The organism is Kitasatospora sp. NPDC048715 (assembly GCF_043198905.1).
GTDB classification, from domain to species: Bacteria; Actinomycetota; Actinomycetes; order Streptomycetales; family Streptomycetaceae; genus Kitasatospora; species Kitasatospora lactacystinica.
This window is the reverse complement of sequence record NZ_JBICVH010000010.1, coordinates 120,000-138,085: the sequence shown is the minus strand read 5'-3', so window position 1 is coordinate 138,085 and position 18,086 is coordinate 120,000. Positions and strand designations below refer to the sequence as shown.

At 74.9% G+C, this 18,086-nt stretch carries 12 protein-coding genes and 3 tRNA genes; 2 read left to right on the top strand and 13 right to left on the bottom strand.

What is annotated here, in order from left to right; translation table 11 throughout:
• The first annotated feature begins 53 nt into the window (after positions 1 to 53).
• Complete coding sequence (locus ACGFSC_RS20095) at positions 54 to 347, top strand: hypothetical protein (protein WP_359903089.1); 294 nt, start codon at positions 54 to 56, stop codon at positions 345 to 347.
• Positions 348 to 962: 615 nt separating this feature from the next.
• Here the strand turns inward: ACGFSC_RS20095 and ACGFSC_RS20090 are convergent.
• The 8 genes from ACGFSC_RS20090 to ACGFSC_RS20055 all read right to left on the bottom strand — a co-directional run bounded on the left by ACGFSC_RS20090 (position 963) and on the right by ACGFSC_RS20055 (position 13,616).
• Entirely contained in the window at positions 963 to 3,614 is a 2,652-nt protein-coding gene (locus tag ACGFSC_RS20090) for a ComEC/Rec2 family competence protein (protein WP_359910992.1), read from the bottom strand.
• 57 nt (positions 3,615 to 3,671) lie between these two features.
• Positions 3,672 to 4,664 (bottom strand): helix-hairpin-helix domain-containing protein, encoded by a 993-nt coding sequence (locus ACGFSC_RS20085; RefSeq protein ID WP_359910990.1) that lies wholly within the window; start codon positions 4,662 to 4,664, stop codon positions 3,672 to 3,674.
• A gap of 223 nt (positions 4,665 to 4,887) precedes the next feature.
• The gene (locus ACGFSC_RS20080) at positions 4,888 to 5,733 is read right to left on the bottom strand and encodes a DegV family protein (protein ID WP_359910987.1); all 846 of its coding nucleotides are present in this window, start codon (positions 5,731 to 5,733) and stop codon (positions 4,888 to 4,890) included.
• 83 nt (positions 5,734 to 5,816) lie between these two features.
• Positions 5,817 to 6,617 (bottom strand): hypothetical protein, encoded by an 801-nt coding sequence (locus tag ACGFSC_RS20075; protein ID WP_359910984.1) that lies wholly within the window; start codon positions 6,615 to 6,617, stop codon positions 5,817 to 5,819.
• 432 nt (positions 6,618 to 7,049) lie between these two features.
• Complete coding sequence (gene leuS, locus ACGFSC_RS20070) at positions 7,050 to 9,935, bottom strand: leucine--tRNA ligase (RefSeq protein ID WP_359910982.1); 2,886 nt, start codon at positions 9,933 to 9,935, stop codon at positions 7,050 to 7,052.
• 440 nt (positions 9,936 to 10,375) lie between these two features.
• A complete protein-coding gene (locus tag ACGFSC_RS20065; protein WP_359910979.1) occupies positions 10,376 to 11,671 on the bottom strand; it encodes a hypothetical protein in 1,296 nt (431 codons plus the stop codon).
• Between the two features lie 98 nt (positions 11,672 to 11,769).
• A tRNA-Ala gene (locus ACGFSC_RS20060) sits at positions 11,770 to 11,842 on the bottom strand.
• A gap of 334 nt (positions 11,843 to 12,176) precedes the next feature.
• Positions 12,177 to 13,616, bottom strand: a complete 1,440-nt coding sequence (locus tag ACGFSC_RS20055) for an MFS transporter (RefSeq protein ID WP_359910976.1) — start codon at positions 13,614 to 13,616, stop codon at positions 12,177 to 12,179.
• Positions 13,617 to 13,718: 102 nt separating this feature from the next.
• Here ACGFSC_RS20055 and ACGFSC_RS20050 point away from each other — a divergent pair, with 102 nt between their 5' ends.
• Positions 13,719 to 14,618, top strand: a complete 900-nt coding sequence (locus ACGFSC_RS20050; protein WP_359910974.1) for a helix-turn-helix transcriptional regulator — start codon at positions 13,719 to 13,721, stop codon at positions 14,616 to 14,618.
• 64 nt (positions 14,619 to 14,682) lie between these two features.
• Here ACGFSC_RS20050 and ACGFSC_RS20045 read toward each other — a convergent pair.
• The 5 genes from ACGFSC_RS20045 to ACGFSC_RS20025 form a co-directional block, all read right to left on the bottom strand.
• Positions 14,683 to 14,755: transfer RNA gene (locus ACGFSC_RS20045), tRNA-Ala, on the bottom strand.
• Positions 14,756 to 14,798: 43 nt separating this feature from the next.
• A tRNA-Ala gene (locus tag ACGFSC_RS20040) sits at positions 14,799 to 14,871 on the bottom strand.
• 164 nt (positions 14,872 to 15,035) lie between these two features.
• Positions 15,036 to 15,686, bottom strand: coding sequence for a histidine phosphatase family protein (locus tag ACGFSC_RS20035; protein ID WP_359910995.1), 651 nt, complete (start codon positions 15,684 to 15,686; stop codon positions 15,036 to 15,038).
• The gene (gene rsfS / locus ACGFSC_RS20030) at positions 15,683 to 16,141 is read right to left on the bottom strand and encodes a ribosome silencing factor (RefSeq protein WP_359910971.1); all 459 of its coding nucleotides are present in this window, start codon (positions 16,139 to 16,141) and stop codon (positions 15,683 to 15,685) included. Before rsfS ends, ACGFSC_RS20035 begins: the two co-directional genes overlap by 4 nt.
• A 156-nt stretch (positions 16,142 to 16,297) precedes the next feature.
• Positions 16,298 to 18,086 (bottom strand): LytR C-terminal domain-containing protein (locus ACGFSC_RS20025; protein ID WP_359910969.1); only part of this gene is annotated, 1,789 nt, incomplete at its 5' end.

The following is an 18,086-nucleotide window of genomic DNA, read 5'->3' as shown; positions in this document are numbered from 1 at the left end:
CCGCGGACACTCCCGCCCGACGGAGCGGGCGGCCCGACCTGGACAATGGCCCGGTGAGCGAGAACCAGACCACCGACCTCCCGGACGTCGACGACCCGTACGCCCGGCAGCTGCTCGTCCTGCCCGACCGCGACACCGCCCAGGAGGCGGCCGAGGAACTCGGCGCCACCCAGCCCGACCTCGGCGAGCTCGAAGTCGTCCGCGACGCGCTCGCGGGCGAGGACGACGCCGAGGACGCCCAGTGGCTGGTCGTCGCCGAGGCCCCGGAGAGCGGCTGGACCCCCGCCCTGCTGCACGCCCTCGACACCCTCGCGACCGGCTACGAGGGCTGGCGCGAGGAGGCCTGAGCCCTGAGGCCGGCACCCGGCACCCGGCACCCGGCACCCGGCACCCGGCACCCGGCACCCGGACATCTTCCGGGCCGGCTCGACCACTGCGGCGAGCCGGCCCCTGCCGTCGGCGCCCCTGCCCGCCCGGACCGGCCCGGCCGGATCAGAAGTGCGGGGAGCCGGAGGCGCCCCCCGGGCCGGAGGTCGCCGACGCCATCGAGGACCTTCTCCACCGAGGCGACGTGCCGGCCCGCGGTGATGACGTCGCGCAGCAGCGGTCGAGCGGGGTGCGCCCGGTGTAGATCGCGGCCGATCCCACGGCGCCGTACAGGAGTTGGACCGCCTCCCGGCAGGCCCGGTGCGCGGACCGGCGGGCCGGCGCGGCCGTGCCGCGCTCCGGCTTGCCCGGTGCGCGCCGCAACCCGCATTTCCAGGCCTTTGCGCGTTCCTGTGGCACCTTGCCGCGGGCCGCCCTCGCCTCCCCCTGAGCTTGTGGCATTTCTCCGGCGCGCTCCGGGCCGAGCCCGGAGCGCGCCGGAACGTTTCTGCTGGCTCTGCGCCGCTCCTCCTCCCACCACCCCCTTCTACTTTCCATGCCCCCACGTGATTGGTGGGAGGAGGAGAGCGCGGGGGTCAGGCGGGCGGGGCTCGGGGGGTGCCAGGGGTCTGCTCGGGGTGGGCGTGGGGTGCGGGGCCGTGCCCGTGAGCGCCACCGGGCCCGGCGTGGGCGCCGGGGCGGCGGGCCGCGTGGGCGGGCCGGGGACGGACGGCGACGCCGAGGGTGGCCGGGGAGTCGCCCGTCACCGCGATGTCCCCTTCCCGGTCGGTGCGCAGCACGGTGGCGCCGAGTGCGCGCAGGTGGTCGACCGTCCTCGGGGACGGGTGACCGTACGGGTTGCCCTCGCCGCAGGAGATGAGGGCCAGCCGGGGCCGCAGGGCACCCGCCAAGTCCCAGTCCTGGTGGGCCGATCCGTGATGCGCCACCTTCACGACATCGGCCTTCCCCATCCGGCCCAGCAGTGCCGACTGGGCCTGCGGTTCGAGATCTCCGAGCAGTGCCATCCGTAGTCCTCCTGTCAGTGCCACCATCAAGGCGACGCTTGCGTTGTTCGGGCCCGGCGCCTCGACCGCCGAGCCGGGGACGGGCCACACCACGTCCCAGGCCAACCCGGCGCCGGCCGACCGCCGTTCACCTCGACCGGCTCTCAGCAGCGGGAGGCCCGCGCCTGCCGTCCAGCTCGCCACCCGGGCGGCCTCGCCCGGTGGATCGTCCAAGGTGGTGCCCTCGACCGCGCCGACCCTGCGGCCCCGCAACACCCCCGGCACGCCCTCGACGTGGTCGGCGTGGAAGTGCGTCAGCAGCAGTAAGGGAACCGTCGTGATGCCGAGGTCGCGCAGGCATCTGTCCGCGGCATTCGGATCCGGCCCGGCGTCGACCACCACCGCGCTGTCCGGCGCCCCCGCCGCGAGGGCCAGCATGTCTCCCTGTCCGACGTCGCACATCACCAGCCGCCACCCCGGCGGCGGCCAGCCGGTGGCGATCCGGGCGAGCTGCGGCGGGCGCAGCAGCACGGCCAGCAGGACCGCCGTCAGCGTCCCCGCCACCAGGGCCCGCGCCCAGCGCCGCCGCCCGTACGCCGGCAGCGGGCTGCCGGGCCGCGCCCGTCGGGGCAGCAGAAGCGGCGCCGCCCAACAGCCGGCCAGGACGGCCAGCGCGACCGTCGCCGTCCCGAACCACCCTCCCGGCCAGTCCAGTTGGCCGCCCGGAATCCCGGCACCACGGCGTGCCACGAGGGAGAGCCAGCCGACCGGCACTCCGGCCGGTTCCGCGAGCAGACGGGCCAGGTCCGGAAGGAGCGGCTGCAGGGCGAGCACCCCGAAGCCGAGCAGCGTCGCCGGGGCCACCGCCGGCTCGGCCAGCAGGTTGCAGGGGATCCCGACCAGGCTGATGTGCCCGGACAGCACCACCGTCACCGGCGCGCACAGGGCCTGGGCGGCCGCCGTGGCCGCGAGCGCGCCTGCCAGGTGGTACGGCCAGCGGCGGGCCCGCAGGGCCTCGGCCCAGTGCGGTCCGAGGACGAGCAGCCCGGCGGTGGCGAGCACCGACAGCAGGAAGCCGAACGAGCGTGCCAGGAACGGGTCCAGCAGGACCAGCACCAGGACCGCTCCGGCGAGCGCGGGCACCGCCTTGCGGGGACGGCCGGCGGCCAGGGCCAGCATGCCGATCAGCCCCGTCCCGGCGGCCCGCAGCACGCTGGGCTCGGGCCGGCAGACGGTGACGAAGGCCAGGGTCAGCGCGGTGCCGAGCAGCGCACCGGTGCGCAGTGACAGCCCCAGCAGCGCGGCCAGCCCGTGCCGTTCCGGGGTACCGGCCTGCCCGGGCGCGCCCAGCAGCGCACCGAGGACGATCGCCAGGTTGGCCCCGCTGACCGCCACCAGGTGGACCAGGTCGGTGGCCCGGAAGGCGTCGTCGAGGTCGTCGGGCAGTCGAGAGGTGTCGCCGACCACCAGCCCCGGGAGCAGCCCGCGCGCGTCCGCCGGAAGTCCGTCGGTGGCCGTGCGCAGGCCTTCGCGCAGCCGGCCGGCGATCCGCTGGGGCAGGCTCGGCGGCGCCAGCTGCCGGGGCTGCCCGTGGACGACCAGCAGCGCGGCCGACTCGGTGTCATGCCCCTCCCCCGCCGGCCGCACCTCAACCTCCGCCGCCAGCCGCTGGGACGGGAGCACCCGCTGCCAGGGCTCGCTCCGCGCCCCTCGGACCATGACCGTCACCGGCGTCCGCGTGCGGGTGCTCCGCCCGTCCGGGAGCGGGGTGACGCGGTCGGCCACCGCCTCGACGGTGAGGAGCGTCTGCCCGGCGGCGGGGCCGCCCCGGGAGGTGTGGGCCTTCGGGTCCCCCGTGATCGTCAGCTCCACCTCCACCACCGGGGACGGCGTTCCCGGCTCGGCGGCCACGGACGCGCGGGCGAGCTCCGGCAGCGGCCCCCGGTGGAGGTCGGAGGTGTGCAGCGGGGTGGCGATCGCGGCCGCCGCGCCGGTGAGCAGGACGGCGGCCAGCGTCGCCGAGGACCCGCGCCGGCGCAGGACCCCCGGCCGGGTGAGCAGCAGGACGGCCGCGAGCACGGCAAGGCCGGCCGCGGTGAGGGCGAGGGCCTCGTACCCCGGTTCCAGGCCGAGGAGCGCCGCCGTGACCGTCCAGGCCGAGACGGCGGGCAGCAGCAGCCGGAAGTCGGCGCCCGCGGAGCGGGGCGCAGCGGCCGGACCGGCCGGCGCGGTGGCGACGGACATGGCGGTACCTCCCTTCGGTGGCCGGGGAAGCGGGCGGGGACGGCGGCGGTGGCGGCGTCAGAGGGTGAGGAGCGGGCGGAGTTCCGCGTACGTGCGGGCGCCGATGCCGCTGACCTGCCGGAGTTGGTCGAGGGAGCGGAAGGAGCCGTGCGAGGTGCGGTAGGCGAGGATGCGCTGGGCGAGGGTGGGGCCGACGCCGGGAAGGGTGTCGAGCTGTTCGAGCGTGGCGCGGTTGAGGCTGACGGGTGGTCGGGGTGCGGCGGGGCCCGGAGGTCCGCTCCCGCTGCCGACGACGGCCGGAGCGGGGGCGGGCACCGGTTCGCCGACCAGGATCTGCTCACCGTCCGTCAGGATGCGGGCCAGGTTGAGGCTCCTGGTGTCGGTCTCCGGCAGCGGCCCGCCCGCCGCCCGCAGGGCGTCGGCCACCCGGGAGCCGCCGGGCAGGGCGTGCAGGCCGGGGAGGTGGACCCGCCCGCCGATGTCCACCACGACCTCCGCCCCGGTACCGGCGGCAGGCCCGGCCCTGGGGTCGACGGCGGAGGCGTCGGCGGGAGCGGGCGGCTCGGCTCCCGCCGGTGCCGCGACGGCCGCCGACGCGGGCACGGCGACCGTCTCCGGCCGGGCCAGCCAGAAGTGCTGTACGGCGTAGCCGACCGCGAACAGCAGCAGGATGGCCAGCCCGGCCACCGCGCGCCGGTCGAGCGCCAACGCCGAGCCGAGCGGGGGGAACGAGGCGGTTGAGGGGACTCGCGGACGTGCCCCGGCCTCCGGTGGATCCACGGCGTCACCCGGATCCGGCGCGGCACCCGCGTCCGGCGGTGCCGGCACCGCCGCCGGCACCGCTGCCTGCGACGGCAACGACGGGCCGCCGACCGCCGCCGCCCGGCCCCTTGTCGGTGATGCGGCCGACCCCGGGGAGCCCCCGCCGACGCCGCCTTCCGGCTCGTCACCCGTCGGCTCGCCACCCGCCGGCAGCAGCGCGGCCATCCGCAGCCGTACCGTCTCGTTGATCGCATGGCGCTTCGCCGCGCCCAGGCCCATGGTCGTCATGCCGAGGACGGTAGGAGTCCTCCGGCGAGCGCGCGGAAATCAACCAAACCCTGTGGACAACCCGGGGGTTGTGGATAAAAAGTGTCACTCACAGGAGTGAGCAGGGCTGTCCGAAATTGACCAGCCGACCAAGCAGCCAGCCGACCAAGCAACCAGCCGACCGGGCGACCAGGCGACCAGGCGACCAGCCGGACCGCCCCACACCGGCAACCACCCGCACCACTCAGCGCGGCGCGACCACCACCGCCAGCAGCCCCGGCCCGACGTGCGCGCCGATCACCGCCCCCACCTCACCCACGTACAGCTCCCGCAGCCCCGGCACCCGGGCCCGCAGCCGCTCCGCGAGCGGTTCGGCCCGGTCCTCGGCCGCCAGGTGGTGCACGGTGATGTCGACCTCCTGCTCCCCCGACCGCTCGACCGCGATCTCCTCCAGCCGCGCGATCGCCCGCGACGCCGTCCGCACCTTCTCCAGCGGCTCGATCCGCCCGCCGTCCAGGTGCAGCAGCGGCTTGACCGCCAGGGCCGAGCCGAGCAGGGCGCGCGCCGCCCCGATCCGGCCGCCGCGCCGCAGGTGCTCCAGGGTGTCGACGTAGAAGAACCCGCTGGTCCGGGCCGCCCGCCGCTCGGCCGCCTCGGCCGCCTCCGCCAGGCCCTGCCCGGCCTCGATGGCCTCGGCCGCCGACAGCACCCCGTACCCGAGCGCCATCCCGACCAGCCGGCTGTCCACCACCCGCACCGGTACGGGCGCCTCGGCGGCGGCCAGCCGGGCGGCCTCGACGGTGCCGGACAGTTCGCCGGAGATGTGCACCGAGACGATCCCCTTCGCCCCGGCCTCGGCGGCCGCCCGGTAGGTGGCGGCGAAGGTCTCCGGGTTCGGCCGGGAGGTGGTCACCCGCTGCTTGCCGCGCAGCGCCTCGGCGACGTCCTTCGGGGAGATCTCGACGCCCTCGCTCAGGACGGAGTCACCGACCGCGACGCTCAGCGGGACCACCGTGATCCCGTGCCGGTCGAGGGTCTCCTGCGGCAGATAGGCCGTGGAATCGGTGACAAGCGCGAGGTCGGAGGGCATGAGCCGGAGGTTACTCCCCGCCGGTCCGGGAGGACAGCGCATGGTCCGGGCACCGGCCGAAGGCCTCGCACCGCCCCGCCGGCTCAGCCTGCCGAGGGCCCCGTCGAAGGCCCGGCCGAGGGCTTGCGCAGCCGCTGCGCCAGCTTGGCCAGCGGATCGGCGAGCCCGAGCAGCTCCTCGGCACTCGCACGCCCCTTCCCGTCGGTCAGCCGGGCCCGAGCCGCACTCCCGGCCGCGCCGCCGGAACCGGCGGAACCCGCGGAACCCGCGGAACCGGCAGAGCCCGAGGCACCCGGAGCACCCGAACCCTTGCCGGAGGAAGCACCCCCCGCGGTGTCCCAGTGCCGCAGCGCCCCCGCCTCGCTCTCGCACTCCTGGCTCAGCCGGCTCAGCTCGTCGTCCGCGAACCGCTGCATCCGGTCCTGCGCCGCCCAGCGCATGGTCTCCGCCGAGTGCGTGATCCGCTCGGCCCGCTCGCGCAGCTCGGGCAGCTTGGCGGCGATCCGCGCGGTCTCCGGCTCGCGCTCCAGCATCCGCAGCTCGCCGTCGAGCTCGGCGGCGTGCTCGTCGAGCCGCTTCAGCAGGGCGAGCGACTCGCCGAGCTGGCCGTCCTGCGTGAGGCCGCTCTCCAGCACCTGCCGGGTGCCGTCGAGCGAGGTCCGCAGGCGGAGCCGGACGGAGGCGATCTGTGCGGACGGGCCGACCTTGGTGTACGTCTTCGCCTTGAGGGTGGCGGTCTCCACGGCCCGGCGGGCGTTGGCCTCGTGCTTCTCGATCTTCGCGCCGACGGCCTTGGCGGCCTTGACCGTGCCGACCACGGCCAGCACCATCACCGCGACCCCGAAGAGCAGGACCAGGCCGATCATCACGCCGAACACGTCCATCGCGCGCCACCTTCCGCCGTCGTTCCGGCCCCCACCGGGCCCAACGCGGGCCGCAATTGCCGAGGGTTCCACGGTAGCCGCCGGAAGCCGTCCGGGGGCAGCCCGAGCGGCCCCCGCGGACGGAGATCAGGGTCAGATCCGGGATCTCCCCGAGGGTCCCCGACCGCCCCGGAAAGCCCCCGCGAGCACCCTCCGGCCCCTCCGCGAAACACCGGGCGGAAACCGCCGGCCCCTCCGCGCAACGCCGGACGGAAACCGCCGGCTCCTCCGCGCAACGCCGGACGGGAAGCCCCTCCGGCCCCCACCTCCCGCAAAACGCCGGGCGGGCGCCCCGAAGGACGCCCGCCCGACCGCTCCGCGCTCGCTGCCCCGGCAGCCACGCACAGCCGCACTCGATCAAGCACAGCCGCGCTCGACCAAGCTCAGCCGCACTCAGCCGGTGACGATGTTCACCAGCTTCGGCGCCCGCGCGATCACCTTCCGCACCTCGGCCCCGCCGATCGCCGCGACGACCGCCGGCTCCGCCAGCGCCAGCGCCTCCAGCTCGGCGTCCGAGATGCCCGGCGCGACCTCCAGCCGCGCCTTGACCTTGCCCTTGATCTGGACCACGCAGGTCACCGTCTCGTCCACCACGTACGCCGGGTCGGCGACCGGGTAGTCGGTGTGCGCCAGCGAGTCGCCGTGGCCCAGTCGGCGCCACAGCTCCTCGGCGATGTGCGGGGCCAGCGGGGCGACCATCAGCACCAGCTGCTCGGCCACCGCCCGCGGCGTGGAGCCGCGCTTGACCAGGTAGTTGTTCAGCTCGATGGCCTTGGCGACGGCCGTGTTGAAGCGCAGCCCGGCCATGTCGCCGCGGATGCCGTCGATCGCCTTGTGCAGGGCGCGCAGCGTCGCCTCGTCGGGCGCGTCGTCGGTGACGACCAGCTCGCCGGTGGTCTCGGAGACGACGTTGCGCCACAGGCGCTGCAGGAAGCGGTACGAGCCGACGACGGCGCGGGTGTCCCACGGGCGGGAGACGTCCAGCGGGCCCATCGACATCTCGTACAGGCGCAGGGTGTCGGCCCCGTACTCGTCGGCGATGTCGTCCGGCGCGACGGCGTTCTTCAGGGACTTGCCCATCTTCCCGGCCTCGCGCTTGACCGGCTCGCCCTGCCAGAAGTACTGGCCGTCGCGCTCCTCGACCTCGGCGGCGGGCACCGGGAAGCCGCGCTCGTCGCGGTAGACGTCGGCGGTGATCATGCCCTGGTTGAACAGCTTGTGGAACGGCTCGACGGACGAGACGTGGCCCAGGTCGTGCAGCACCTTGTGCCAGAAGCGCGCGTACAGCAGGTGCAGCACGGCGTGCTCGGCGCCGCCGACGTACAGGTCGGCGCCACCGGCCGGCTTGGTCTCCGTCGGGCCCAGCCAGTACTTCTCGTTGGCCGGGTCGACGACCGCCGAGGAGTTCGACGGGTCGACGTAGCGCAGCTCGTACCAGCAGGAACCGGCCCAGTTGGGCATGGTGTTGGTCTCGCGGCGGTACTTCCGGACGCCGTCGCCCAGGTCCAGTTCGACGTTGACCCAGGCCTCGTTGCGCGACAGCGGGGTCTCCGGCGAGGAGGCGGCGTCGTACGCGTCGTAGGTGCGCGGCGAGTAGTCGTCGACCTCGGGGACCTCGACCGGCAGCATCGACTCGGGCAGCGCGTGCATGACGCCGTCCTCGTCGTAGACGATCGGGAAGGGCTCGCCCCAGTACCGCTGGCGGCTGAACAGCCAGTCGCGCAGGCGGTAGTTGACGGTGCCCTCGCCGATGCCGCGCTCGGCCAGCCAGGCGGTGGCGGCGGCCTTGGCGTCGACGACGCTCAGCCCGTTCAGCGACAGGTCGCCTTCGGAGCGGGCGGAGTTGACGATGACGGAGTCGTAGGTGTCGAACGCGTCGTCCCACTCGGCGGGGTCGGAGCCGCGCCCGTCGGTCGGCTCGACGACGCAGCGCATCGGCAGCGCGAAGGCGCGGGCGAAGGCGAAGTCGCGGTGGTCGTGGGCGGGGACGGCCATGATGGCGCCGGTGCCGTAGCCCATCAGCACGTAGTCGGCGATGAACACCGGTACGGACTCGCCGCTGACCGGGTTGACGGCGTAGGCGCCGGTGAAGACGCCGGTCTTGACCTTGGCCTCGACCTGGCGCTCGACGTCCGACTTGGCGGCGGCCGCGGCACGGTAGGCGGCGACGGCCTCGGTGGGGGTGGCGGCGCCGCCGGTCCACTCGGCGGGCACGCCCTCGGGCCAGGCGGCGGGGACGATCGAGTCGACCAGGCCGTGCTCGGGGGCCAGCACCATGTAGGTGGCGCCGAACAGGGTGTCGGGCCGGGTGGTGAAGACGGTGATCTTCCCGCCGTCGACGGCGAAGTCGACCCGGGCGCCCTCGGAGCGCCCGATCCAGTTGCGCTGCTGCAGCTTGATGGCCTCGGGCCAGTCCAGCAGGTCCAGGTCCTCGATCAGCCGGTCCGAGTACGCGGTGATGCGCATCATCCACTGGCGCAGGTTGGACTTGAACACCGGGAAGTTGCCGCGCTCGGAGCGGCCGTCCGCGGTGACCTCCTCGTTGGCCAGCACGGTGCCCAGGCCCGGGCACCAGTTGACCGGCACCTCCTTGGCGTAGGCCAGGCGGTACTCGCCCAGCACCTCGTCGCGCTCGGCGACGGACAGCTCGGCCCAGGCGCGCCCGCCCGGCAGCTCGCGCGCGCCGGACTCGAACCGGGCGACCAGCTCGGCGATCGGACGGGCCTTGCGGGCGTCCGCGTCGTACCAGGAGTTGAAGATCTGCAGGAAGATCCACTGGGTCCAGCGGTAGTACTCTGGGTCGATCGTGGAGATCGAGCGGCGCGGGTCGTGGCCCAGGCCCAGCCGGCGCAGCTGCTGGCGCATGTTGGCGATGTTGGCCTCGGTGGAGACCCGCGGGTGGGTGCCGGTCTGCACGGCGTACTGCTCGGCGGGCAGGCCGAAGGCGTCGTAGCCCAGCGTGTGCAGCACGTTGTGGCCGGTCATCCGCTGGTAGCGGGCGAAGACGTCGGTGGCGATGTAGCCCAGCGGGTGCCCGACGTGCAGGCCCGCGCCCGAGGGGTACGGGAACATGTCCATGATGAAGCTGTGCGGCTTCGCGGTGACGTCGCCGGCCGCCGGGTCGGCCAGCGCACCGGTGGGGTTGGGGGCGTGGAAGGTGCCCTCCTTCTCCCAGATGTCCTGCCAGCGGGACTCGATCTCGGCCGCCAGCGCGGCGCTGTACCGGAACGGCTCGGTCACGGTCTCGGCCGCGCCGGACGCAGGGGTCGTCTCGCTCATGGTCCTTCAAGCTCCATCGATGTCGGTTGGCGAACCGCACAGGCGGCCGGCCCGTGTACCCGGCCCGGGACGGGGTCGGGGGCGGAAAACAAAAAATCCCCTCGCAGGAGGGGACGCCACGCCGACTCCGGCACCGCCCGAGGGCTCAGCCGGTCCTGGTCAGCGCGGCCGGCTAAGGAGCAGGCGCACGGTTCGCATGGGCTCAGGGTACCGCAAGCGGGTCGGCGGGCTGCGGGGTGCACATGCCTGCGTGCGGCCCCGCACGCAGGCATGCGGGGCCGCACGGGACGGGACGGCGCGCGGGGCCGTACGGGACCGGCGCGCGGGGCCGTACGGGACGGGGCCGGATAGCGGGTCCAGGCCCGGACCGCACCGAACTGAACCGGACCGGACTGCACCGCGCCGGACCGCGCCGGACCGGGCCGGAGATCCGGAGAGCCCTACCGCGCCGCCGCCCGCCCCGCCGCGTCGAACTCCCGCAGCGCCTTCGCCAGCCGCTCGGACTGCATCCCCGCCGCGAGCGAGCGCGCCAGCGCGGCGGTGCGGGCCGCCTCCCGCTGGTCGCCGAGCCTGCGGTGGGCCTCGGCGAGGCGCACCATGAGCAGCGCCTTGGAGCGGGCCCGTCCCGGCCCGAGCCCGGCCACGGCCTCGGCGAGCAGCACCTTCGCCATCCGGTACCCGCCGAGCGCCAGCCGTCCCTCCCCCACCATCCCGGCGACGCCGGCCCGGGTCTCCTCGGCGCCTGGCAGGCCGTCCAGTTCGGCGAAGGCCCGGGCGGCGGCGGCCTCGGCCAGCTCGGCCTCGCCCCGGCGGCCGTACGCGCGGGCGAGCCGGCCGTACTGGCGGGCCCGGGCGGTGGGGCCGAGCGCGGCTCCGTGGGTGTCCAGGGCGGTCGCGAGCGCGGAGACGGCGTCCAGTCCGCGCCCGCCGGGGCCCTGGGTGGCGAGGACGACCAGCGCGCCGAGCACCGCGACCCCGAGCCGGGGGTCGCCGCCGACGTGGGCGGCGCGCAGCGCGGCGACGAAGGCGCGCTGGGCGGCCGCGTCGTGGCCGAGGTCGTACGCGGCCCAGCCGGCCAGCCGGGCGAGTCTGCTGGCGGTGCCGTACAGCTCGCGGCCGAGCCGTTCGTCGTACGCGCCGAGTTCCAGCAGCTTGGCCAGCATGGCGAGTTCGGCCCGGACGGGGCCGAGGACGAGGCCGCCGCCGCAGGCCCGTTCGAGCTTCTGCTTGCTGCGGTAGGAGAGGCCGAGCTCGCCGACCAGCCCGGGTTCGACGCGCAGCGCGCCCTCGCCGCCGCCGACGGGCGGTGGCGGGGAGTCGAGGCGGGCGGCGGCCTGGTCGAGGTCGGCGCTGCGGAACAGGTCGGTGAGGCGGACCGGTCCGGCGTCGGTGGCGGCCTCGCGCAGCGCGGTCTGGGCGGTGTCGGCGGTCCACGGGTCGGTGAGCAGCCGGGGCGAGAGGATCTTGGCGCCGCGGTGGCCGCCCATCCGGCCCCAGAGCTGCTCGTAGGTGACGGCGATGCCGAGGGTCCGGCTGAGCACCTCGCAGACCGCCTGGTCGTGCGGGCTGCGCGGCACCATGCCGCGGTCGCGCCACTTGTACGGGGCGGTGGAGCTGATGGCGAGGCCCGGTGGCAGGGCGAGGCTCACCTCGCGGGCGAGCCGTTCCGGACTCCATCCGAGCTGGTGGAGTATCCGGGCCAGTTCCTCGTTCCGCCTTCGCTCCAGATCGGCCATGGCACGACGGTAGCGGGATTCCGGCCGCCGCGACCGGTGGCGCGGGCAGAACGGCGAAGAGCCGCCTCCCGTTTCCGGGAGGCGGCTCTCGACTGCTGTGGAGCTATGGGGAATTGAACCCCAGACCTCTTGCATGCCATGCAAGCGCTCTACCAACTGAGCTATAGCCCCTTGACCTGCGATGTCACCGTGGTTCCCGGTTGTTTCCGGCCGTTTCCCTCGGCGACATCGACTACTTTACACGGTCCTGGGCGTGCTCCTGAAATCCGTTTCCCGAGGTCCGCACCACGCGCCCCGGGAGCCCCGTCCGCGGAGCCCGGGGAGTCCCCCTTCCGCGCCCCGGGCGTGCGCCTCCCGCCCGGGGCGCACGACAACCGCGCACGCGCCCAGCTGACGTGCCGCCCGCCGCCCGCACCCGACCCCTGCCCTCCGCCCGCACCCGGCTGCGGCACCCCCGACCGCACCCCATCGCCCCACCGCCGCCCTACCGGCGACCCCACCCCCGCTACCGCGCCGCCCGCCGGCCGCGCACCGCGAAGCCCGCGGCCACCAGCACCGCCGCGGCGTCGACCAGCAGCGTGGTCCGCAACGCCGCCCCCGACTCGGCGGCCGGCGCCGGCAGGTCGACCTGGCCGAGGAACACCGAGCCCAGCACCGCGACGCCGATCACCTGGCCGAGCTGGATGACCGTCACCATCACCCCGCTGGCGTCGGCCGCGTCCTCGGGCGCCACCCCCGCGAGCGCCCGGGCGACCAGCGGCGCGTACGCGCAGCCGGCGGCCAGGCCGAGCGCGGCCATCTCCACCAGCGGCCCGGCGCCGATCTCCGCCCCGCCGCCGAGCAGCAGGCCGAGCAGCAGGTAGCCGCCGCCGAGCAGCACCCCGGCGAGCGCCGGCAGGATCCGGTGCAGCCGGCCGGGCAGCCGGTGCCAGTGCATGCTGGACACGCCGAAGCCGACGGCGACGGGCGCCGAGCAGAGCCCGGCCTTCAGCGCGGTGTGGCCGAGCCCGGCCTGCTGGTGCAGGGCGAAGGCGAACATGAAGCCCGCGAAGGCCGCCATGATCGCGAACAGTCCGGCGGCCGCGGGGCGCAGCCCGGGCGCGCCCAGCACCCGCCCGGAGATCAGCGGCTGTCCGCCGCGCCGGGCGATCCGGCGCTCGACGGCCACGAACAGGCCGAACAGCAGCACACCGGCCGCGATCATCGCCCAGCCCCAGACGGGCCAGCCCAGCTCGTGGCCGAGGACGAGCGGGACCACCAGCAGGCCGAGGGCCGCGCCGAGCACCACCAGGCCGGGGAGGTCGAAGCCCCGGGTGGCGTCGCCGGGCAGCCGGGGCAGCAGCCGGGCGCCGGCCGCGAGCAGCACCACGCCGATCGGCACGTTGACCAGGAACACCGGCCGCCAGCCGCTGCCGAACAGGTCGGCGCTGACCAGGACGCCGCCGAGCACCTGGCCGAGCGCCATGCCGCCGGCCAGCACCGCCGCGTAGAGGCCGAGCGCCCGGACCCGGGCGGCGCCGGTGAAGGTGCGCTGCACCAGGCTCATCACCTGGGGCACCATCAGGGCCGAGCCGGCCCCCTGGAGCAGCCGGAAGGCGATCAGCCAGCCGGTGGCCGGGGCGAGGCCGCAGGCCAGCGAGGCGGCGGTGAAGGCGGCCAGGCCGAGCTGGAAGAGCCGGCTGTAGCCGTACCGGGCACCGAGCCGGGCGCCGGTGATGAGCAGGACGGCGTAGGCGATGGTGTAGCCGGCGATGACCAGCTGGAGGGCGGCTCCGGAGGCGCCCAGGTCGGTTCTGATGGTGGGGACCGCGACGTTGACGATGGAGACGTCGAGCACGGACATGAACTGCCCGCACAGGACGAGTGCGAGGAGCAGCCCTGGCCGTACCGCCGGGGCGCCGGTGGTGCCTGCGGCCGCGCGGGGCCGGGTCTGAAGGTCCGTCATGGCAGCCAGCCTGGCCCCGTACCGGTACTGGTGGTTAGAGCCTGCCGATCCTGGTACCGGCAGCACCTGTATCGGCGGCCCGGGCTGCGGCACCATGGGGCCATGACCGTCCTGGAGGAACTGCCCGCCGCGGCCGGCGGGCGCGACCGCCGCCGTACCGAACTGGCCCGCTTCCTGAAGGCCTGCCGGGCGCGGGTCACCCCCGAGGACGTGGGGCTGCCGCCGGGGCTGCGCCGCCGCACTCCGGGGCTGCGGCGCGAGGAGGTCGCGCAGCTCGCCGGGGTCGGGGTCACCTGGTACACGTGGCTCGAACAGGGCAGGCCGATCAACGCGAGCGAGCAGGTGCTGCTGGCGGTGGCCCGGGCGCTGCGGCTGGACGGCACCGAGCACGAGCACCTGTTCCGGCTGGCCGGGGTGTCCGCCTCGGCGCGGGCGCTGCCGTCGGTGCCGGAACTGTCGCCGTCGATCCAGGTGATCCTGGACTCGCTGGCCCCGCTGCCGGCGGCGGTCTCCAACACCCGGTTCGACGTGCTGGGCTTCAACGGCCCGTACCGCGCGATGTTCGGCACCGACCGGATGCGCCCGTCGTGCGGGGTGGTGTTCAACAGCCTCTGGTGCATGCTGACCGCCCCGCCGTGCTGCAACCCGTGCGAGAACCGGGAGGAGACCCTGCCGCGGATGGTGGCGGTGCTGCGCTCGGCGTACGGCAAGCACGTGGGCGAGCCGGCCTGGGAGGCGCACGTGCAGCGGATGTCGGCGCGCAGCGAGCTGTTCCGGGAGCTGTGGGACCGCCAGGAGGTCGCGCCGCCGGAGCCCTGGCTGCGGGTGTTCCGCCACCCGGCGGTCGGGGTGCTGCGGCTGAACGCCACCTATCTGACGATGCCGGGCGTGCCCGAGTGCTACATCGTGGTGTACCTGCCGGCCGGCCCGGAGGACCGGGAGCGGGTGGAGCGGCTCGACTCGCTGCCGCCGGGCGGCTGGAGCCACACCTGCGAAGCCTGAGGCCGGCCGGGCCCGGAACGCCGGAAGGCCGCCACCCCTTGGGTGACGGCCTTCCGAACTGCTGTGGAGCTATGGGGAATTGAACCCCAGACCTCTTGCATGCCATGCAAGCGCTCTACCAACTGAGCTATAGCCCCGCGACACGGGCGACCCTGGCTGACCACGACCGCCGATGCGGAGTGGAGCTATGGGGAATTGAACCCCAGACCTCTTGCATGCCATGCAAGCGCTCTACCAACTGAGCTATAGCCCCGCACTCACCGGATCTCCCGCTTCCCTTCCGGGCCGCGTTCCTTCCCTGCGAACGAGGAAGACTCTAGCTGGTCAGGGCCGGAACTGCGAAATCCGCTCCCTCCGGACCCCGGCCGAGGGCCCCGAGAGGCCCCCGGCCCCCGGTGCCGCCCGCACCGGTACCGCTCAGGTGTCGTCGCCGATGACCGGCTGCGGGAGCGTGCCCGCGTTGTGCTCCAGCAGGCGCCAGCCGCGCGTGCCCAGGCCGAGCACCGACCAGCAGCAGTTGGACAGCCCGCCGAAGCGCTCCCACCGGGAGGGCTCCAGTTCGAGCAGCCGCCCGAGCATGGTGCGGATCGTCCCGCCGTGGCTGACCACGACCAGCGTGCCGTTCTCCGGGAGCTTGCCGACGGCCTCCAGGACCACCGGCACCGAGCGGTCGGCGACCTCGGTGGCCAGCTCGCCGCCGCCCCCGCGGCGTACCGGCTCGCCGGCCGCCCAGGCCTCGTACTCCTCCGGGAAGCGCTCGCGGATCTCGGCGTTGGTCAGGCCCTGCCAGGAGCCCGCGAAGGTCTCCCGCAGGCCCTCGTGGTGCTGCACGTCCAGCCCGGTGACCTCGGCCAGCTCCGCGGCGGTGCGCCGGGCCCGCTGGAGGTCCGAGGAGATCAGCAGGTCGGGACGGAGCCCGGAGAGCAGCCGGGCCGCCCGCTGGGCCTGCAGGACGCCCTGGCCGGTCAGCTCGATGTCCGTGGTGCCCTGGAAACGCGATTCGAGGTTCCAGGAGGTCTGGCCGTGCCGCCAGAAGACGATGCGCGGGCCGCGCGCGCCGCGGCTCAGTGCAGATCCTCGGGCTTGCCGAAGTCGTCGGCGGGCGCGACGGCGTTGCCGGCCTCGTCGGTGTGGGCGTCCGGGCGGTTGCGCGAGGCCACGGCGTCCTCGGGCAGCGGCAGCTCGGGGCAGTCCTTCCAGAGGCGGTCCAGCGAGTAGAAGGAGCGCTCCTCGGAGTGCTGGACGTGCACGACGATGTCCAGGTAGTCGAGCAGGATCCAGCGGCCCTCGCGCTCGCCCTCGCGGCGCACCGGCTTGATGTCCAGCTGCTCGCGCAGCTGGTCCTCGATCTCCTCGGCGATGGAGCGGACCTGGCGGTCGTTGTTCGCGGAGGCGATCAGGAAGGCGTCGGTGATCGACAGCACCTCGCTGACGTCGAAGGCGATGATGTTGTGCGCGAGCTTGTCGGCCGCCGCCTGCGCGGCGACGGTGATGAGCTGCTGGCTGTGGTCGGTGACGGTCACGGTGTTCTTCCGGCTCGGCGGCTTGGGGTGCCCCGGCGCACGGCCGGGGTCGCCTTCCAGGATCTCACGCCGCCCGGGCGGGCCCGGAACCGTTTTCCGGGCCCGCCCGGGCCACCGCACCGCGACACCCGGACCGCAGGAGCCCGGGCCGCCGCCCTACTGGTTCTTCGGCGGCTGGTAGTCCTTGCCGAGCAGGACCAGCAGGTCCGCGTTCTGGGCGTCGCCGGTCACCTTCTTCACCGCCGTGTCCGGCAGCCCAAGGCTGGTCGCCAGCGACTTCGCCGCGCCCTGCCGGGCGTCGTCGGTGTAGCGGATCTCACTGGCCGGCTGCGGGGCCGCCTTGGCGCCGCCCGGGATGAAGGTCAGGCCGGAGTTGACGATCTGGACCTGCGCGGCGGCCGCCGCCGCGTCGTTGCCGGTGGCGTCCTGGAGCGCGACCCGGACCGGGGCGTCGCCGACGGCCGCGGACTTCACGGTGCCGCCCAGCACGTCCTTGACCTGCTTGCCCGCGGTCGCCTCGTCCAGGCTGCCGTCCGGCTTGACGGTCAGCGCGGTGGTGCCGAAGTGGCCGTCCTTCGCCTGCTGGGCGAGCTGGACGAGCACGCCGGCGAGGGCGTCCTCGGGCAGCGAGGGGTCGAGCACCGCGTTCATCCGGTGCACGTCGTCCTTGGCGTCCTTGAACTCGGTCGGCATGGTGCGCACCACCGCGTCCAGGACCTGCCCGAACCGGGCCAGCTGGGCGTCCCGGTTCTCGCCGGGCGCCTGCCAGGTCGCGTACGCGACCGCGGCCTTCCCGCTGAGCATGGTGTTCTTCCCGGCCGCGGACAGCAGCTTGCCGTCCGGCTTGCCGCCCTCGTGGGTCTCGGCGTTGGTGTCCACCCGGACGCCGCCGAGCTGGGAGACCAGCAGTTCCAGGTACGGGGTGTCCAGCCGCCAGGTGCCGGCCACCGGGGCGCCCAGCACGGTGGACAGGCCCTCGCGGGTCGCCGAGGCGCCGATGCCGTCCATGGACTGGCCGACCGTGCTGACCGGCGGGTCCCCCGGGCCGGGCAGCCGCAGGTTGTCGGGCAGCAGCAGCACCGTGCCCTTCTTCCCGGAGGCGTCGTTGACCAGCAGCGCGCTGGACACCTTGCCCTGGAGGTCGCGCAGGTGGACGACGTTGACCTGGCGGCCGCCGGCGGCGGTGGCCGCGGTCGGCTTGTCGCCGGTCAGGAAGAGGTAGCCGCCGACGCCGCCGGCCGCGAGCGCCACCACCACGCCGAGGCCGATCAGCCGGTTGCGCAGCTTGCGGCGGCGCTCGGCGCGCACCTCGCTGCGGGACTCGGCGAACTTCAGCCAGTCGATGACGTCCTCGGTCTCCTCCGCCTCCTCGTCGACGAAGGTGAACTCGCCCGTGGTGTAGCTGTCCTTGGGCGCCTTGCTCCCGGCCTTTCCGGCCTTGCCGGCCTTCCCGGACCGCGCCCCGGCGACCTGCTCGGACGGCGGCACGGCCTTGGCCGGCACCGCCTCCTCGGCGGGCCGGGGCACCCGCGGACGCGGCGGCGCGGCGGCGGGTGCCGCTGCGGCCGCCGCGGCGGCGGACTGCGTGGCGGCCTCGGCCCGCGACGGCGGCACCGGCGACGGCGCCTGCGGCTCGGCGGCGACCGGGGCGGCGGCCTGGTACGGCTGCTGCTGGTAGCCCTGGTAGCCCTGCTGCTGGTAGCCGTACGGGTCCTGCCCGTACACCGGCTGCCCGTACTGGTCGTACTGCTGGTCGTACTGCTGCTGCTCGTACGACTGCGGCTGCTGCGGCTGCTGCTGTGGTTGCGGGAACTGCCCGCCCTGTCCGCCCTGCTGGTACCCGTCGTACCCCTGGTAGCCCTGCTGCTGGTAGCCGTACGGGTCCTGCCCGTACACCGGCTGCCCGTACTGGTCGTACTGCTGGTCGTACTGCTGCTGCTCGTAC

What these genes read in the sequence shown, in the direction of transcription:
- ACGFSC_RS20085 (WP_359910990.1), bottom strand. Translation starts at nt 4,664, where the DNA reads ATGACGACCATGGGCCTGGGCGCGGCGAAGCGCCATGCGATCAACGAG.
- leuS (WP_359910982.1), bottom strand. Translation starts at nt 9,935, where the DNA reads ATGAGCGAGACGACCCCTGCGTCCGGCGCGGCCGAGACCGTGACCGAG.
- ACGFSC_RS20050 (WP_359910974.1), top strand. Translation starts at nt 13,719, where the DNA reads ATGACCGTCCTGGAGGAACTGCCCGCCGCGGCCGGCGGGCGCGACCGC.
- ACGFSC_RS20090 (WP_359910992.1), bottom strand. Translation starts at nt 3,614, where the DNA reads ATGTCCGTCGCCACCGCGCCGGCCGGTCCGGCCGCTGCGCCCCGCTCC.
- ACGFSC_RS20075 (WP_359910984.1), bottom strand. Translation starts at nt 6,617, where the DNA reads ATGGACGTGTTCGGCGTGATGATCGGCCTGGTCCTGCTCTTCGGGGTC.
- ACGFSC_RS20055 (WP_359910976.1), bottom strand. Translation starts at nt 13,616, where the DNA reads ATGACGGACCTTCAGACCCGGCCCCGCGCGGCCGCAGGCACCACCGGC.
- ACGFSC_RS20080 (WP_359910987.1), bottom strand. Translation starts at nt 5,733, where the DNA reads ATGCCCTCCGACCTCGCGCTTGTCACCGATTCCACGGCCTATCTGCCG.
- ACGFSC_RS20065 (WP_359910979.1), bottom strand. Translation starts at nt 11,671, where the DNA reads ATGGCCGATCTGGAGCGAAGGCGGAACGAGGAACTGGCCCGGATACTC.